The sequence below is a fragment of the Streptomyces sp. NPDC048338 genome (assembly GCF_043201055.1).
Lineage (GTDB): Bacteria > Actinomycetota > Actinomycetes > Streptomycetales > Streptomycetaceae > Streptomyces.
In genome coordinates this window covers 179,442-195,749 of sequence record NZ_JBICYQ010000015.1, presented here as the reverse complement: position 1 = coordinate 195,749, position 16,308 = coordinate 179,442, and the positions used below count along the sequence as shown (strand labels likewise).

Here is a 16,308-nt window from a genome sequence, read left to right as displayed (position 1 = left end):
ATCGATCACGGCTCACGATCCGGCGTTGGCGTGGACAAGGGCGACGGCGGCGATCGTCAGGACGACGGAGCCGGCGAGCAGGGCGCTGAGATAGGTCTGCACGTTGCCGGTCTGGGCGCGGCGCACGAGCCACCCCAGCCAGTTGGTGCCGGTGGCCGCGCCGCGGACGTAGGTGTCGACGACCTCGCGGTCCAGGAAGCGGACCAGCGAGGCCGCGGCCACCACGGGCCGCACGAACAGCCGCCGGTACACGGCGTCCAGGTGGAACCCGGTGGCCGCGTGACGGTGCAGCGGGCCGAGCAGGAGGCGGCCGGGGTCGGCCGGGTCGTCGGCCGGGTGCGGCAGCCGGAGCGCCTCGGCCTCCACCTGGCCCGCCTCGGCGTCCGGGTGAGCGACGTGCGCGGGGACGGTGCCGGGCGCCGGGGCGGCGGTCCGCACGGAGAGCGCCCGCCAGGTCGCGTAGGTCATCAGACCGCCGACCAGGGCGAGGCCGGTGCCCAGGACCGCGGTGGTGATCGTCGGGGTCAGGGCGTTGCCGTCGAACCAGTCGTCCAGGTACGTGACGGTGAGGCCGAAGCCGAAGGACGGGATCGCGAGCACCCACAGGACGGTGGTCATGGCGAGCGGCTGCCGGCCGTGGTCCGGGGCCTCGGCACCCCGGCCGCGGAAGGCGAGCAGCCAGAGGCGGGCCGCGTAGGCGGCGGTGAGCAAAGCGGTGAGGAGGCCCGCGAGGAGAACGGTCCAGCCGGCCCCGGCGGGGGCGACGGTCCGCTCGCCGAGTGCGGTGTGCTCGGCGGCCACGAGGACGGCTTCCTTGGAGAAGAAGCCGGCGAAGGGCGGAAGGGCGGCCAGCGCGAGCAGGGCGACGGTCATCGTCCAGTACGCGTCCGGGATCCGCCTGGTCAGTCCGCTCATCCGGGACATCGCGGAGAGCGAGTTGGTGCCGGCGGCGTGGATGACCGCGCCGGCGGCCAGGAAGAGCAGCGCCTTGAAGGCGCCGTGCGCCATCAGGTGGAAGACGGCGGCGCCGCGGTCGCCGACGGCCAGGGCGCCCGCCATGTAGCCGAGCTGGCCGATCGTCGAGTAGGCGAGGACCCGCTTGATGTCGTCCTGGGCGAGCGCGGCGAGCGCCGAGCCGACCATCGTGACCGCGGCCATCACGGCGAGAACGGTCATGGCCGCGGCGGACTCGGCGAAGACGGGGAGCAGCCGGGCCACGAAGTAGATACCGGCGGCGACCATCGTCGCGGCGTGGATGAGCGCCGACACCGGGGTGGGGCCGGCCATCGCGTCGGGAAGCCAGGTGTGCAGCGGGAACTGGGCCGACTTGCCCGCCACGCCGGCGAGCAGGAGCAGGGCGATCAGCGTGGGGTGGTCGATGCCGCCGACAGCGACGGCGCCGAGGATCCCGCCGATCTGGAAGGTGCCCGCGTCCACGGCGAGCGCGAACAGGCCGAAGAGGAAGGGCACGTCGCCGAGCTTGGTGACCAGGAACGCCTTCAGGGACGCGGCGCGTGCCTCCGGGGTCTCCCAGTAGTGGCCGACGAGGAAGTACGAGCAGATGCCCATGACCTCCCAGCCGACCAGCAGCACCATCAGGTCGCCGGAGTAGACGACGAGCAGCATCGCGGAGGTGAAGAGGGAGACGAGCGCGGCGTACGACGGGTAGCGCGGGTCGTCGCGCAGGTAGCCCGTCGAGTAGACCTGCACGCAGGTCGCGACCACGCCGACGAGGACGGCGACGAGGGCGGCGAAGCCGTCGATGCGCAGGGCCAGGTCGATGGGGACGGATCCGGTGGGCGTGAGCTCGGTGGCGGCCTCGATCGTCTTCCCGCCGCCCTGCCGGACGGCGACGAGCGCGGCGAGCACGGCCGCGGCCAGCGTCGGCAGCACCGCGAGCGGGCGTACGAACCCGGGGGCGGTACGGCCGAGGAGGAGGCCGGCGACGGAGCCGAGGAAGGGGAGCAGGGGGACGAGGACGGCGAGGGTGGTCGTGGTCACGCGGTGGCCTCGGTCTTCTCGTCGGACACCGCTCGGGTCGGGTCGGCGGGCCGGTCGGCGGTGCCGTTCTCCGCGGTGTCGCGGAGCCGGTCGACGTCCGAGGTGCCGCGGTTGCGGTAGACCATCAGGACGATCGCGAGGCCGATGCCGATCTCCGCGGCGGCGATGGCGATGGTGAACAGGGTGAGCGCCTGGCCGGCGTGCAGGGTGTCGCGGAGCCAGACGTCGAAGGCGACCAGGTTGAGGTTGACGGCGTTGAGCATCAGCTCGACGGACATCAGGACCAGGATCGCGTTGCGGCGGGCGAGGACGCCGTAGACGCCGACGCAGAAGAGCAGGACGGCGAGGACGGCGGGGTAGGCGAGATGCATCAGTGCGGCCCCTCCGGGGTCTGCGGGTCCTTGCGGGACAGCACGATCGCGCCGACCAGGGCCGCGAGCAGGAGGACGGAGAGCGCCTCGAAGGGCAGCACCCAGTGCCGGAAGAGGATCTCGCCGGACACCGCGGTGGAGCCCTGGGCCGGCCCGTCCAGCTCGATCCAGGTCGTGCGGAACGCGTCGACGACGACCCAGACGAGCGCGGCCGCGGCGGCCAGGGCGACGGCGAGCGCGACCGGGCGGTTGCCCGAGTCGGCGTCCGGGGAGCGGCCGATGGGCGCCTTGGTGAGCATGAGGCCGAACAACAGCAGCACGACGACGGAACCGACGTAGATCAGCACCTGCACCCAGGCGATGAACTCGGCGGTCAGCAGCAGGTACTCGACGGCGATCCCGCCGAGCGCCACGACCAGCCACAGGGCGGCGTGCACGAGCTGCCGGGTGGTGACGCTGACGAGGGCCGCGCCCAGGGTGACGAGGCCGACGAGGACGAACGCGATCTCGACGCCGGAGGGCGAGAGGAAGCCGGGGTTCTGGGCCGCGAGCATCACTGCTGGTCCCCCTTCCGGTCCTCGTCCACGGCGGCGGTGCGCGCCGCCTCCGCTTCCGCCGCCGCCTGGGCGGCGGCCTTCTCGGCCGCCTTGCGGGCCGCGGCGATCTCCTTCGGCTCCTCGGCGCCCGGGTCGAGCGCGGGCGGCTCGGGGACCGTCCACATCCACTCGCGGAGCCGGTCGCGTTCGTGGGTCAGCTCGTGGATGTCGGTCTCCGCGTACTCGAACTCGGGCGACCAGAACAACGCGTCGAACGGGCAGACCTCGATGCAGATGCCGCAGTACATGCAGAGCGAGAAGTCGATGGCGAAGCGGTCGAGGACGTTCCGGCTGCGCTCGCGGCCACCGGGGGCGGCGGCCGGGACCGTCTCCTTGTGGGAGTCGATGTAGATGCACCAGTCGGGGCACTCGCGGGCGCACAGCATGCAGACCGTGCAGTTCTCCTCGAACAGCCCGATCACGCCGCGCGTGCGCGGCGGCAGTTCCGGCTGGGCGTCCGGGTACTGCGCGGTGACGGTCCTCTTCGTCATCGTGCGGAGCGTGACGGCGAGGCCCTTGGCGAGGCCGGAGCCGGGGATGGGCATTACTGGATCGCCACCTTCACGATGCCGGTGAGCGCGATCTGCGCGAGGGCGAGCGGGACGAGGGTGGTCCAGGCGAGCTTCTGCAGCTGGTCCTCGCGCAGGCGCGGGTAGCTCACGCGGAGCCAGATGACGACGAAGGCGAGGACCGCGACCTTGAGCAGGGTCCAGACCCAGCCGAGGCCGTCGGCACCGAGGGGGCCGTGCCAGCCGCCGAGGAAGAGGACGGTGGTCAGGCCGCACAGGACGACGATGCCGGCGTACTCGGCCAGCAGGAAGAGCGCGAAGCGCAGGCCGGTGTACTCGGTGTACGCGCCGAAGATGATCTCCGAGTCGGCGACGGGCATGTCGAACGGCGGGCGCTGGAGCTCGGCGAGGCCGGCGACGAAGAAGACGAGGGCGCCGACGATCTGCCACGGCAGCCACCACCACTCGAAGGCGTTCAGGATGCCGGGGAGGGAGACGGTGCCGGCGGCCATCGCGACGGACGCGGCGGCGAGCAGCATCGGGAGCTCGTAGGCCAGCAGCTGTGCGGCGGTACGCAACCCTCCCAGCAGGGAGAACTTGTTGGCGGACGCCCAGCCGGCCATGAGGCTGCCGAGGACTCCGACGCCCATCACGGCCAGCACGAAGAAGATGCCGGCGTCGACGACCTGCCCGACGGCGCCCTCGCCCGGCCCGAAGGGGATCGCGACGAGGACGAGCAGGTACGGGATCAGGGCGACGGCGGGCGCGAGCTGGAAGACGCGGCGGTCGGCGGCCGCCGGCACCACGTCCTCCTTCTGCGCGAACTTCACGCCGTCGGCGACGAGCTGCGCCCAGCCGTGGAAGCCGCCGGCGTACATGGGGCCGATGCGGCCCTGCATGTGGGCCATGACCTTGTGCTCGGTCTGCCCGACCACGAGGGGCAGCACCAGGAACACCGCGAGGATGACGAGCAGCCGGAGGGCGACGTCGAGTGCGTCGTTCACGCGGAATCGCCTCCGGCGGGGTCTTCGGTGGTGGGCGGGGTACGGGGTGGGCCGTCCGGCGGGGAGGAGGCATCGGCATCCGCCTCCGGCGCGGCGTCCGCCTCCGGCGCGGTGTCCGGAGCGGTGTCCGGCTCCCGTGCGTTGTCCGGCTCCGGCTCGGGAGTCGGTGCGGCGTCCGGCTCCCGAGCGGGGGCCGCTTCGGGTGCCGGTGCGGTGTCCGCTGCGGGCTTGGCGTCCGCTCCCGGCTCGGGTGCCGCGTCCGGCTCGCGGGCCGGACCGGAGTCCGCGTCGGGCGGGGACTCTCCGGAGGTCTTCTCCTCGAAGGCCGGGCGGGCGTGGTGCCAGGGGGCGTCCGTGCTGCGGGTGCGCGGCGGGGCGGGCGAGGAGGCGGGCGCCTCGGACTGGCTCGCGGAGCCGTCGGCCGCGGACCGCGACCTGCGCGGACCCGACGGCGTCGGCGGCTGCGGCGTCTCGGCCCCGGTCTGCTCCTCGGCACGCTGCGTCGCCGAACCCTCGCCGGCGGAACGGGACCGCCGGGCCGGACGCGGCGCCGTGTCCTCGCCCGCCGGGGCGGGCGCCTCGGACCGGCTCGCGGAACCGTCGGCCGCGGACCGCGACCGGCGCGGACCGGCCGCCGGCTGCGGAGCCTCGGCCGCCTCTTCCGAACCGGCCGCCTCGGGCGTCTGACTCGCCGAGCCCTCGCTCACGCTGCGGGTACGGCGCGGCGGCCTCGCCGCGGGCGCCTCGCCCGGGGCGGGCGCCGCCGGCGTGGTCTCGGGCGTCGCGGGCGTGCCGGCCGAGCCCTCGGCCGTCGTACGGGTACGCCGCACCGGACGGTCGCCCGCGGCCCGCGGAGTACGCGCCGGGGCCGGCGGGAGCTGGCCCTTCATCGGGCCCCAGTCGTTCGGGTCGGGCACGCCCGGCGGCAGCATCTGGCGGCGCTTCGGGCCGCCGTGCTCGGACTCGCCCGGCTCCTTCGCCCCCGGCCACGCCTTCGCGACGCGTGCCGCGAGCACGAAGTCCTTGCGGAGCGGGTGGCCCTCGAAGTTCTCCGGGAGGAGCAGCGGGACCAGGTGCGGGTGGCCGGTGAACTCCACGCCGAACATCTCGTGCGTCTCGCGCTCGTGCCAGGCCGCGCCCGCGTACACCTCCACCGCCGTCGGCAGGGCGGCCGCCGCGTGCGGGACGGTCGTACGCAGCAGCAGGCGCCGGACCGTGCCCGGGCCCAGCGCCACCACGTGCGCGCAGACCCGGAAGCCCGTACCCGGCTCGTCGACCGCGCTCAGCCAGTCGAAGAAGGTGCAGCCCAGCTCGTCACGGGCGGTCCGCAGGGCGGTGATCCAGCCGTCGGCGGGCACGTCGACCGTCAGCAGGTCGTACGCCCGCTCGGCCGTCGCCTCCGGCCCGAAGACCTCGGTCACCCCGTCCGGGAGCGTGTCGTACGGGTGCCCCCCGCCGGTCACGTCCGCGGTCCGGTCCGCGCCGTCGTGCGCGTCGCCGTTCGTGCCGTCGTCCACGGTCTCGTCCGCGTTCACCCGGCACCCCCGGACGGCGCCGGCGGGGCGACGAGGCCGCTGGTCAGCTGGCCGACCGACGGCGCCTGCGCGGCGGACCCGTAGCGCTCGGCCAGCGACTCCCGGGCGATCTTCTCCTGGAGCTTGAGGATCCCCTGCAGCAGCGCCTCCGGCCGCGGCGGGCACCCCGGCACGTACACGTCGACCGGGATGATCTGGTCCACGCCCTTGGTGACCGAGTACGAGTCCCAGTACGGGCCGCCGCAGTTCGAGCAGGCGCCGAAGGAGATGACGTACTTGGGCTCGGGCATCTGCTCGTAGAGCCGCTTCACCGCCGGCGCCATCTTGTCCGTCACCGTGCCGGAGACGATCATGAGGTCGGCCTGGCGCGGTCCGGGCGCGAAGGGGATCACGCCGAGCCGGATGAAGTCGTGGCGGGCCATCGACGCGGCGATGAACTCGATCGCGCAGCAGGCGAGGCCGAAGTTGAAGACCCACAGGCTGTAGCGGCGGCCCCAGTTCAGGACGACCTTCATCGGCTCGGGGGCGAGGCGCGCGAGCGGGCCCAGCTTGGGAGCCGGCAGCGGGGTGGGCAGCGGGGTCACGTCCATGTCAGGACGCCCTTCCTGTACGCGTAGAGCAGACCCACGGCGAGGAAGCCGAGGAAGATGAACATCTCGACGAGCGTCGTCGCGCCGTAGCCGGGCGCCGCGAAGACCGTCGCCCAGGGGAAGAGGAAGATCGAGTCGACGGCGAAGATCACGTAGAGGAAGGCGTACACGTAGTAGCGGACCTGGGTGTGGGCCCAGCCCTCTCCCACGGGGTCGACGCCGCACTCGTACGTCAGCAGCTTCTCCGGGGTCGGCACCACGGGCCGCAGCAGGCGCCCCGCGCCGAAGGCCACGGCGACGAAGAGCACGCCCAGGACGGCGAGCAGTCCGACGACGGAGTACGTCTGGAAGTAATCCGCCGCAAGTCCCGTCCGTACGGTCGGTTCCGGCACGTCCGCCCCTCGCTCCGTATCGACGATCTGTACGGACGGGAGTCTAGGCCCTGCTAAAGAGAGCGTAAGAGGTCGTGTCATCCAGTGAACCACCGGCCGGGCCGTCCTGCGGGCGAGGCCGTCACGTCCCGCGCGCGGCGACGCGCGGCCGACCCCCGACGGTGGGGATATCCCTACTCCCCCTCCCCCACGAACCCCATGGCGTGACGAGCCCGCCGACCGGCAGGCTTGGGCCCATGAGCGTCGACACCGATACCGCTGACCACGACAGGCTGCCGCCCGCACGGGTGACCTACGGAGGGCAGACCTGGAAGGAGGTCTCCTTCCTCCTCGCCAACCTGCCGACCGCCCTGGTCGGGTTCGTGTACACGGTGGTCTCGGTCGCCGTCGGCGTGGGCCTGTCCGTCACCGTGATCGGCCTGCCGCTGCTCGCCCTCGGGCTGGCCGGGGCGCGCGGGCTGGGCCGGGCCGAGCGGGCCCGGGCCCGCTCGCTCCTCGGCGTGCGGGTGGACGAGCCGAGTCCGCTGCCCCGGCGGCACGGCTTCTTCCCCTGGCTGTGGACCTCCCTGAAGGACCCGGTGGCGTGGCGGACGCTGCTGTACGGCTTCATCCGGTTGCCGTGGGGGATCGTCACCTTCGTCGTCACCCTGGTCTCGCTGATCGTGCTGTGGCCGGTCCTGCCGTGGATCGCGCGCGGTCTGTCCCACGCCGACCGCGCCATGGTGCGCGGGCTGCTGTCGCCCTCGGACGAACTGGAGCGGCGGATCGCCGAGCTGGAGAGCGACCGCGGGGTCGTCGTGGACACGGCCGCCGCGGACCTCCGCCGCATCGAGCGCGACCTGCACGACGGCGCCCAGGCCCGGCTCGTCGCCCTCGCCATGGGCCTCGGCCTCGCCAAGGAGAAGCTGCTCGAAGACCCGGAGGCCGCGGCCGCGATGGTCGACGAGGCCCACGGCGAGGTGAAGCTGGCGCTCCAGGAACTGCGCGACCTGGCCCGCGGCATCCACCCGGCGGTCCTCACCGACCGCGGACTGGACGCCGCGCTCTCCTCGATCGCCGCGCGCTGCACCGTGCCGGTGAAGGTGACCGTCGACCTGTCGGAGCGCCCGGCGGAGGCGATCGAGGGCATCGCCTACTTCACGGTGTCCGAGTTGCTCCAGAACGTGTCCAAGCACTCCCGCGCGCGCACCGCCTCGGTGGAGGTGTGGCGCCGGGACGACCGGCTGCTGCTGCAGGTGCGGGACGACGGTCACGGCGGGGCGCGCCTGGACGGCGGGACCGGGATGGCGGGGCTGGCGGAGCGGCTGGGCGCGGTGGACGGGCTCTTCGTCCTGGACTCGCCGGAGGGCGGCCCGACGACGGTCACGGCCGAGCTGCCGTGGCGGTCCCGCCCGGCGTCCTGACCTCCGCGCCGGGACCCCGGCGCCTCGAAGCCCCGAATCCTGCCGACCGGACGACACCCCGCCCGGCGCCGCGCACGCCCCCGACCGCCGTGCCGGGCCGCCCCTCCCCGCACCGCCCGCCTCATGGTGGGGAAAACCCCCCGCCGCAGACGCCCACCTCCCTCATGGTCCGGGGCGTCCGGGGGCGGAAGTCTTGAGGACATCACCCCTTCGCAGAGAAACGGACACCAGCGATGGCCGACCACCGCCTCCCCGCCGCGATCCGCGCGCCGTTCGAGGCCCGCACCTGGCGCGAGTTCGGCTACCTGGTGCTCGGGCTGCCGATCGGCGTCCTCACCTTCGGGCTCGCCGTCTCCCTGGTCTCGGCGGGTGCCGGCCTGCTGATCACCTTCCTCGGCATCCCGGTGCTGGCCGGCTGCCTCGCGATGTGCCGGGGCTTCGGCGCCGTGGAGCGTGCGCGGGCGCGTGGCCTGCTCGGCCTGGACGTGGCCGCTCCCGCGCCGGTCCGGGGCCGCACGGGCGGCGCGCTGTCGTGGATGGGGGCGATGCTGAAGAGCGGGGCGTCCTGGCGGCACCTGCTGTACGCGCTGATCCACATGCCGTGGGCGGTCTTCGCCTTCTCGGTGACCGTCCCCTTCATGGCCTGGGGCTGGTCCCTCTTCACCTATCCGCTGTGGCAGTGGGTCTTCCCGATGTACGCGGGGCAGGACGGGCTCCAGCTGTACGGCGACGGGTCGCACGACTTCTACCTGGACTCGCCCTTCGAGATCGCGGTGACCAGCCTCGTCGGCCTGCTCTTCGTCCTGTGCACGCCGTGGGTCGTCCGCTCCCTGACGGTGGTGGACCGGCTCCTGGTCGCCGGGCTGCTGGGCCCCTCGCGGATGGCGAACCGGGTGACCGAGCTGGAGAAGGACCGCGGGGTCGTCGTGGACACGGCCGCTTCCGACCTCCGCCGGATCGAGCGGGACCTGCACGACGGCGCCCAGGCCCGGCTCGTCGCCCTCGCCATGGATCTCGGCCTCGCCAAGGAGAAGCTGAACGAGGACCCGCGGGCGGCGGCCCGGATGGTCGAGGAGGCGCACGGCGAGGTGAAGACGGCGCTCCAGGAGCTGCGGGACCTGGCCCGCGGCATCCACCCGGCGGTCCTCACCGACCGCGGACTGGACGCCGCGCTGTCGGCGGTCGCGTCGCGTTGCACGGTGCCGGTCTCCGTCGAGGTGGACCTTCCGGCCCGCCCGGTGCCGGCGATCGAGGGCATCGCCTACTTCACCGTGTCCGAGCTGCTGCAGAACGTGTCCAAGCACTCCGGTGCGCGGCGCGCGTGGGTCGACGTGTGGCGGTCCGGCAGCCGGCTGATGCTCCAGGTGCGGGACGACGGCCGGGGCGGCGCGGACGCGGCCGCCGGCAGCGGCCTCGCCGGACTCACGGAGCGGCTGGACGCGGTCGACGGCGTCCTGGCGGTCGACTCCCCGGCGGGCGGCCCGACGACCGTCACGGCCGAGCTCCCCTGGCGCGTCTGACCCCGGCCGGCCCGCGCTCGCCCCAGCCCGCCCGCGCCACCGCGCCGGGCGGGCTCCGCGCGGTCCGCCCCGGCACGCCTGAACCTCATCCGGCCCCGCCGCGTCCTTCTTGCTGCGATGCTTGGGACCGCTCGCCGGACCAGGCGGGACCGGTATCGGACGGGGGCTGCGGGGACGTGGGCGTGGAAGACGTGGTGGACAGGGTGCGGGTGGTCATCGCCGAGGATTCGGTGCTGCTCCGTGAGGGCCTGACACGGCTGCTGACCGACCGGGGGCACGAGGTCGTCGCCGGGGTCGGCGACGGGGAGGCCCTGGTCAAGACCGTCGCCGAGCTCGCCGGAGAGGGTGCGCTGCCGGACGTCGTGGTCGCGGACGTGCGGATGCCGCCCACCCACACGGACGAGGGCGTACGGGCCGCGGTGCGGCTGCGCAAGGAGTACCCCGGGGTCGGTGTCCTGGTCCTCTCCCAGTACGTGGAGGAGCAGTACGCCACCGAACTCCTGGCCGGCTCCAGCCGGGGTGTCGGGTACCTGCTCAAGGACCGGGTGGCGGAGGTCCGGGAGTTCGTGGACGCCGTGGTGCGGGTCGCCCGGGGCGGTACGGCCCTGGACCCGGAGGTCGTGCAGCAACTGCTCGGCCGCAGCCGCAAGCAGGACGTGCTGGCGAACCTCACCCCGCGCGAGCGGGAGGTGCTCGGGCTCATGGCCGAGGGCCGCACGAACTCCGCGGTGGCCCGGCAGCTGGTCGTGAGCGACGGCGCCGTGGAGAAGCACGTCAGCAACATCTTCCTGAAGCTGGGACTGTCTCCGAGTGACGGGGATCACCGACGGGTACTCGCGGTGTTGACCTATCTGAACTCCTGATCACCTGACACTCTGTCAGATAAGGATCCATGACGGGTCCACCGACCGAAGGACCAACAAGGCACCATTTTCCGGACATACCGGGGGGCGACAGAACGTGACATTGCCGATCGAAAAGGCGTCTCAAAATGAGGTCCACGATGCGAGAAGTCCCGGGAAGGGCCCCCTTGCCGTCGTAGGGTGGGCCACGGGACGGCCGGTCGTCCGGTCGTCTCCCGAGCCTTCTCCCGCCTCGGGCGGAGAAGACCCTTGCCGCGAGGGAGGTCCAGTTCAGTGACCAGCCAGGTCAGCAGCCCGGCCGAGCAGGCCGACGAGGCCAACGAGGCAGTCGTCGGGGAACAGCGCAGCTCTTCGGCGCCGTCGGAAGGCCCCGAGAAGGAAGTCCGCCGCCTGGACCGGGTGATCATCCGGTTCGCCGGTGACTCCGGTGACGGCATGCAGTTGACGGGTGACCGCTTCACGTCCGAGACGGCGTCCTTCGGGAACGACCTCTCGACGCTGCCGAACTTCCCCGCCGAGATCCGCGCCCCCGCCGGCACCCTCCCCGGTGTCTCCTCGTTCCAGCTGCACTTCGCCGACCACGACATCCTGACCCCGGGCGACGCCCCGAACGTGCTGGTCGCGATGAACCCCGCCGCCCTCAAGGCGAACATCGGCGACGTGCCGCGCGGCGGCGAGATCATCGTCAACACGGACGAGTTCGCCAAGCGCGCGATGGCCAAGGTCGGTTACACCACCTCCCCGCTGGAGGACGGCTCGCTGGCCGGCTACCGGGTCCACCCGGTGCCGCTGACGACGCTGACGATCGAGGCGCTCAAGGAGTTCGGCCTGTCCCGGAAGGAGGCCGAGCGCAGCAAGAACATGTTCGCGCTCGGACTGCTCTCGTGGATGTACCACCGGCCGACCGAGGGCACCGAGAAGTTCCTGCGCACCAAGTTCGCCAAGAAGCCGCAGATCGCCGAGGCGAACGTGGCCGCGTTCCGGGCCGGCTGGAACTTCGGCGAGACGACCGAGGACTTCGCCGTCTCCTACGAGGTCGCCCCGGCGACCAAGGCGTTCCCGCCGGGGACCTACCGGAACATCTCCGGGAACCTGGCCCTGTCGTACGGCCTGATCGCCGCGGCCCGGCAGGCCGACCTCCCCCTCTACCTGGGTTCGTACCCGATCACCCCGGCCTCGGACATCCTGCACGAGCTGTCCCGGCACAAGAACTTCGGCGTCCGCACCTTCCAGGCGGAGGACGAGATCGCGGGCATCGGCGCCGCGCTCGGCGCCGCCTTCGGCGGGTCCCTCGCCGTCACCACCACGTCCGGCCCGGGCGTCGCCCTGAAGTCCGAGACGATCGGCCTGGCGGTCTCGCTGGAACTGCCGCTGCTGATCGTCGACATCCAGCGCGGCGGCCCCTCCACCGGCCTGCCCACCAAGACGGAGCAGGCCGACCTCCTCCAGGCCATGTACGGCCGCAACGGCGAGGCGCCGGTGCCGGTCGTGGCCCCGAGGACCCCGGCCGACTGCTTCGACGCCGCGCTCGACGCGGCCCGGATCGCCCTCGCCTACCGCACCCCGGTCTTCCTGCTCTCCGACGGCTACCTGGCCAACGGCTCCGAACCCTGGCGGGTCCCGGACATCGACGAACTCCCCGATCTGCGGGTCCAGTTCACCACCGGACCGAACCACGAGCTGGCGGACGGCACCGAGGTCTTCTGGCCCTACAAGCGCGACCCGCACACCCTCGCCCGTCCGTGGGCCGTGCCCGGCACGCCCGGACTCGAACACCGCATCGGCGGAATCGAGAAGCAGGGCGGCACCGGCAACATCTCCTACGACCCGGCGAACCACGACTTCATGGTCCGCACCCGCCAGGCCAAGATCGACGGCATCGAGGTGCCCGACCTCGCCGTCGACGACCCGGACGGTGCCCGGACCCTGGTCCTCGGCTGGGGCTCCACCTACGGCCCCGTCACCGCCGCCGTGCGCCGGCTGCGGAACGCCGGCAGGCCGATCGCCCAGGCGCACCTGCGCCACCTCAACCCCTTCCCGAAGAACCTCGGAGAGGTCCTCAAGCAGTACGAGAGGGTGGTGATCCCGGAGATGAACCTGGGCCAGCTCGCCACGCTCGTCCGGGCGACGTACCTGGTCGACGCCCGCAGCCACACCCAGGTCAACGGCATGCCGTTCAAGGCGGAGCAGCTCGCCGCGGTACTCGAGGAGGCCATCGATGAGTGACTCGCTCCTGAACCTCGTGCCCAAGGCCGAAGCCGCCCAGTCCATGAAGGACTTCAAGTCCGACCAGGAGGTCCGCTGGTGCCCCGGGTGCGGCGACTACGCCGTCCTGGCCGCCGTCCAGGGCTTCATGCCCGAACTGGGCCTGGCGAAGGAGAACATCGTCTTCGTCTCGGGCATCGGCTGCTCCTCCCGCTTCCCGTACTACATGAACACCTACGGGATGCACTCCATCCACGGCCGCGCCCCGGCCATCGCCACCGGCCTGGCCACCTCCCGCCGCGACCTGTCCGTCTGGGTCGTCACGGGTGACGGCGACGCGCTCTCCATCGGCGGCAACCACCTGATCCACGCCCTGCGCCGCAACGTCAACCTCAAGATCCTGCTCTTCAACAACCGGATCTACGGCCTGACCAAGGGGCAGTACAGCCCGACCAGCGAGGTCGGCAAGATCACCAAGTCCACGCCGATGGGCTCGCTCGACGCGCCCTTCAACCCGGTGTCGCTGGCGATCGGCGCGGAGGCCTCGTTCGTGGCCCGGACGGTCGACTCGGACCGCAAGCACCTCACCGAGGTGCTGCGCCAGGCGGCCGACCACCCCGGCACCGCGCTGGTGGAGATCTACCAGAACTGCAACATCTTCAACGACGGCGCCTTCGAGGTCCTCAAGGACAACGAGCAGGCGCAGGAGGCCGTGATCCGGCTGGAGCACGGCAAGCCGATCCGCTTCGGCACGGACCTCGCCAAGGGCGTGGTCCGGGACGCGGTGACCGGCGATCTGAAGGTGGTCGCGGTGACACCGGAGAACGAGCACACCGTCCTCGTCCACGACGCGCACACGGCGTCCCCGACGACCGCGTTCGCCCTCTCCCGGCTCGCGGACCCGGACACCCTGCACCAGACGCCGATCGGCGTCTTCCGGTCGGTGGACCGGCCGGTGTACGACACGCTGATGGCGGACCAGCTGGAGGCCGCGATCGAGCAGCACGGCAAGGGAGACCTGGGCCAGCTGCTGGCCGGCAGTGACACCTGGACGGTCGTGGGCTGACCCGGACAGCACCTGCCCGAGGGGCCCGGTCCGGTGACGGATCGGGCCCCTCGGGCGTCCGCACCGCGTCACTTCGCCAGCGCGGCCTTCTCGAAGTGACCGAGGAACCGGGGCACGCCCTTCTGCACCCGCCACAGGAAGAGCCCCGCCAGGTGGACGAAGGAGTTGTCGTTGCGGCTGACGGAGTAGGGCTTGGCGAGGCCCTCGTACGGGGCGGCGTGGGAGCCCACCAGCTTCGTCCGCACCCCGGTCCGCTTGATCTCCGTCTGTTCCTTCTCGACCTGCTCCAGGGCCCGCACGACGCAGTTGGCGACGTCGAACGCCTCTGTGGCGTACCGGTGCACAGGCGCCGTGCGGGCCAGCCCCCACCGCTTGCGGTAGGCGGCGGTGAAGTCGGCCGCGGCCGGCAGGCCGTCGGGGTCGACGAAGCTCGTGCCGAAGAACCAGCCCTCGGCGGCCGGCCCGGCCAGGGTGAGGAACTCCGGCTGCAACGGCTGCTCGACGCTGCCGCACAGGCCCCGGTACCCCTGGCGCGCCAGCTCCTTGGCGCACAGCGCGGCGCGGCGCGGCGAGGTCCCCGCGTACATCACGCCCTGCGGGCCGGTGGCGAGCGCCTCGCGGACGGCGCCCGCGAAGTCCTCGTCCGCCGCGGCGACGGGATGTGAGGACACCGTGCCGGCACCCGGCGGGTTGTCCTTCAGCGACTTGACGGCGAGCCAGCTGAACCGGCCGGCTTCCTGGTCCTCGATGACGGCGGTCCTGCGGACGCCGTGCTCGGAGAGGTAGCGGGCGAAGGGCACGATCAGGGTGTCGGGACTGGCCCGCATCTCGAAGTAGGTCGCGCCGGCGGTCTGTCCCTTGACCGTGCCGCTGGGAACGGACGCCACCAGGCTCACCATCGGCACGATGCGGGTGACGAGTTCGTCCGCGGCGGCGACGGCGGTCTCGGTCGTGGTCGGCCCCATCACCGCGAAGACCGCGGGGTCGTCGCCGAGGGCGCGGGCCGCCTTCGCCGCCCGGGCGGGGTCCCCGCCGTCGTCGTGCACCCGGAGCGTCAGGGTGAGCAACCGGTCCGGGCGCGCGTTGTGGCGTTCCACCGCCACCCGCGCGCCGTGCTCCTGGGCGAGACCGTCCGCCTTGTGGGGGCCGCTCAGGTCGGAGACCAGGCCCAGCGCGTACGTCGGCCGGGATCCGCCGGCGCCCGTCCCGGTCCCGGCGCCCGCGTCGAACGGTCCGAGGCCGGCCAGCCAGGCGGCCAGGCCGCCCGCGCCCGCGACACCCGCCACCGAGCCGGCCACCAGGAACCCGCGCCGGGAGATGCCCTTCGGCTCCTCCGGGCTCACCAGCAGGGTCGGTTCGGCCACCGGCAGGTCGAGCACCCGCGCGGAGCGGGAGGCGATGAGCGCGGGCAGACCGGGCGGCAGCCAGTCCCCGGCGGGGCCGTCCGCCGGGCCCAGCACCGCACACGCCTCCCGGGCGGTGGGCCGGTCCGCGGGGTCCTTGGCGAGACACGAGGCGACCAGCGGCAGCAGGGTGTCGGGGACCTCGTCGAGGTCGGGCTCCTCGTGCACGGTGCGGTAGACGACCGCGGCCACCGTGCCCGTGCCGAAGGGCCGCTGTCCGGTGAGGGCGTAGGCGAGGACGCAGCCCAGCGAGAAGACGTCGCTCGCCGGGCCGACGGCGCCCGCGCCGGCGACCCGTGCCTGCTCGGGGGCGAGGAATCCCGGTGTGCCGATCATCGCGTCGGTGGCGGTGAGGGCCGTGGCCCCGGCGGACCGGACGATCCCGAAGTCGATCAGGCGCGGCCCGTCGAGCGCGAGGAGCACGTTGCCCGGCTTCACGTCCCGGTGGACGAGCCCGGCCGCGTGCATGTCGGCGAGCGCGTCCGCGAGCCGGGCACCGAGGGAACGGACGCACGGCTCGGTCAGCGGACCGTGCGCGCCGACGGCCTCGGCGAGCGACGGTCCCGGGACGAACTCGGTGGCCAGCCAGGGCTCGCGGGCCTCCGGGTCGGCACCGAGGACCCGCACGACCCACTGGCCGGTGATGCTCTCGGCGATCCGCGCCTCGCGCCGGAACCGTTCCCGGAAGCCAGGGTCGGCGGCGTGCTCGGCGCGGATCAGCTTGAGCGCGGCGAGCGCCCCGCCGCCGGAGCGGGCGAGGTAGACGACGCCCATGCCGCCGGCGCCGAGCCGGCCGAGGAGTCGGTAGCCGGCGATCGACGACGGGTCGGCCGGACGCAGCGGCTCCACG

Annotated in this window: 14 protein-coding genes; 5 read left to right on the top strand and 9 right to left on the bottom strand. The window is 73.1% G+C overall.

Annotated features, from left to right (window positions below; genetic code table 11):
- Nucleotides 1–12: 12 nt before the first annotated feature.
- The 8 genes from ACGFZF_RS31235 to ACGFZF_RS31200 form a co-directional block, all read right to left on the bottom strand.
- Nucleotides 13–2,001: an NADH-quinone oxidoreductase subunit L gene (locus tag ACGFZF_RS31235; protein WP_393559641.1), complete on the bottom strand. Its 1,989-nt coding sequence runs from the start codon at nt 1,999–2,001 to the stop codon at nt 13–15.
- Nucleotides 1,998–2,372, bottom strand: coding sequence for an NADH-quinone oxidoreductase subunit NuoK (nuoK, locus tag ACGFZF_RS31230; protein ID WP_356599738.1), 375 nt, complete (start codon nt 2,370–2,372; stop codon nt 1,998–2,000). The genes ACGFZF_RS31235 and nuoK overlap by 4 nt, the downstream gene beginning before the upstream one ends.
- Nucleotides 2,372–2,926: an NADH-quinone oxidoreductase subunit J gene (locus ACGFZF_RS31225; RefSeq protein ID WP_147980712.1), complete on the bottom strand. Its 555-nt coding sequence runs from the start codon at nt 2,924–2,926 to the stop codon at nt 2,372–2,374. The genes nuoK and ACGFZF_RS31225 overlap by 1 nt, the downstream gene beginning before the upstream one ends.
- Complete coding sequence (locus ACGFZF_RS31220) at nt 2,926–3,513, bottom strand: NuoI/complex I 23 kDa subunit family protein (protein ID WP_393559639.1); 588 nt, start codon at nt 3,511–3,513, stop codon at nt 2,926–2,928. The genes ACGFZF_RS31225 and ACGFZF_RS31220 overlap by 1 nt, the downstream gene beginning before the upstream one ends.
- A complete protein-coding gene (locus ACGFZF_RS31215; RefSeq protein WP_393559637.1) occupies nt 3,513–4,481 on the bottom strand; it encodes an NADH-quinone oxidoreductase subunit H in 969 nt (322 codons plus the stop codon). Before ACGFZF_RS31215 ends, ACGFZF_RS31220 begins: the two co-directional genes overlap by 1 nt.
- Nucleotides 4,478–5,944 carry an NADH-quinone oxidoreductase subunit C gene (locus ACGFZF_RS31210; protein WP_393559785.1) on the bottom strand — a complete coding sequence of 489 codons (1,467 nt, stop codon included), beginning with the start codon at nt 5,942–5,944 and terminating at the stop codon, nt 4,478–4,480. Before ACGFZF_RS31210 ends, ACGFZF_RS31215 begins: the two co-directional genes overlap by 4 nt.
- A 68-nt stretch (nt 5,945–6,012) precedes the next feature.
- A complete protein-coding gene (locus ACGFZF_RS31205) occupies nt 6,013–6,606 on the bottom strand; it encodes an NADH-quinone oxidoreductase subunit B (RefSeq protein ID WP_393559635.1) in 594 nt (197 codons plus the stop codon).
- Nucleotides 6,597–6,998: an NADH-quinone oxidoreductase subunit A gene (locus ACGFZF_RS31200; RefSeq protein ID WP_393559633.1), complete on the bottom strand. Its 402-nt coding sequence runs from the start codon at nt 6,996–6,998 to the stop codon at nt 6,597–6,599. The genes ACGFZF_RS31205 and ACGFZF_RS31200 overlap by 10 nt, the downstream gene beginning before the upstream one ends.
- A 236-nt stretch (nt 6,999–7,234) precedes the next feature.
- Here ACGFZF_RS31200 and ACGFZF_RS31195 point away from each other — a divergent pair, with 236 nt between their 5' ends.
- The 5 genes from ACGFZF_RS31195 to ACGFZF_RS31175 all read left to right on the top strand — a co-directional run bounded on the left by ACGFZF_RS31195 (nt 7,235) and on the right by ACGFZF_RS31175 (nt 14,055).
- A complete protein-coding gene (locus ACGFZF_RS31195) occupies nt 7,235–8,401 on the top strand; it encodes a sensor histidine kinase (RefSeq protein ID WP_393559631.1) in 1,167 nt (388 codons plus the stop codon).
- 233 nt (nt 8,402–8,634) lie between these two features.
- Nucleotides 8,635–9,921, top strand: a complete 1,287-nt coding sequence (locus tag ACGFZF_RS31190) for a sensor histidine kinase (protein ID WP_393559629.1) — start codon at nt 8,635–8,637, stop codon at nt 9,919–9,921.
- 203 nt (nt 9,922–10,124) lie between these two features.
- Nucleotides 10,125–10,784: a response regulator transcription factor gene (locus ACGFZF_RS31185; protein WP_187282906.1), complete on the top strand. Its 660-nt coding sequence runs from the start codon at nt 10,125–10,127 to the stop codon at nt 10,782–10,784.
- Between the two features lie 273 nt (nt 10,785–11,057).
- Nucleotides 11,058–13,010 (top strand): 2-oxoacid:acceptor oxidoreductase subunit alpha, encoded by a 1,953-nt coding sequence (locus ACGFZF_RS31180; RefSeq protein ID WP_393559627.1) that lies wholly within the window; start codon nt 11,058–11,060, stop codon nt 13,008–13,010.
- Nucleotides 13,003–14,055, top strand: coding sequence for a 2-oxoacid:ferredoxin oxidoreductase subunit beta (locus ACGFZF_RS31175; RefSeq protein WP_393559626.1), 1,053 nt, complete (start codon nt 13,003–13,005; stop codon nt 14,053–14,055). The genes ACGFZF_RS31180 and ACGFZF_RS31175 overlap by 8 nt, the downstream gene beginning before the upstream one ends.
- 68 nt (nt 14,056–14,123) lie before the next feature.
- On the opposite strand, the gene ACGFZF_RS31170 is transcribed toward ACGFZF_RS31175, so the two are convergent.
- Nucleotides 14,124–16,307: a bifunctional serine/threonine-protein kinase/ABC transporter substrate-binding protein gene (locus ACGFZF_RS31170; RefSeq protein ID WP_393559625.1), complete on the bottom strand. Its 2,184-nt coding sequence runs from the start codon at nt 16,305–16,307 to the stop codon at nt 14,124–14,126.
- Nucleotide 16,308 lies beyond the last annotated feature (1 nt).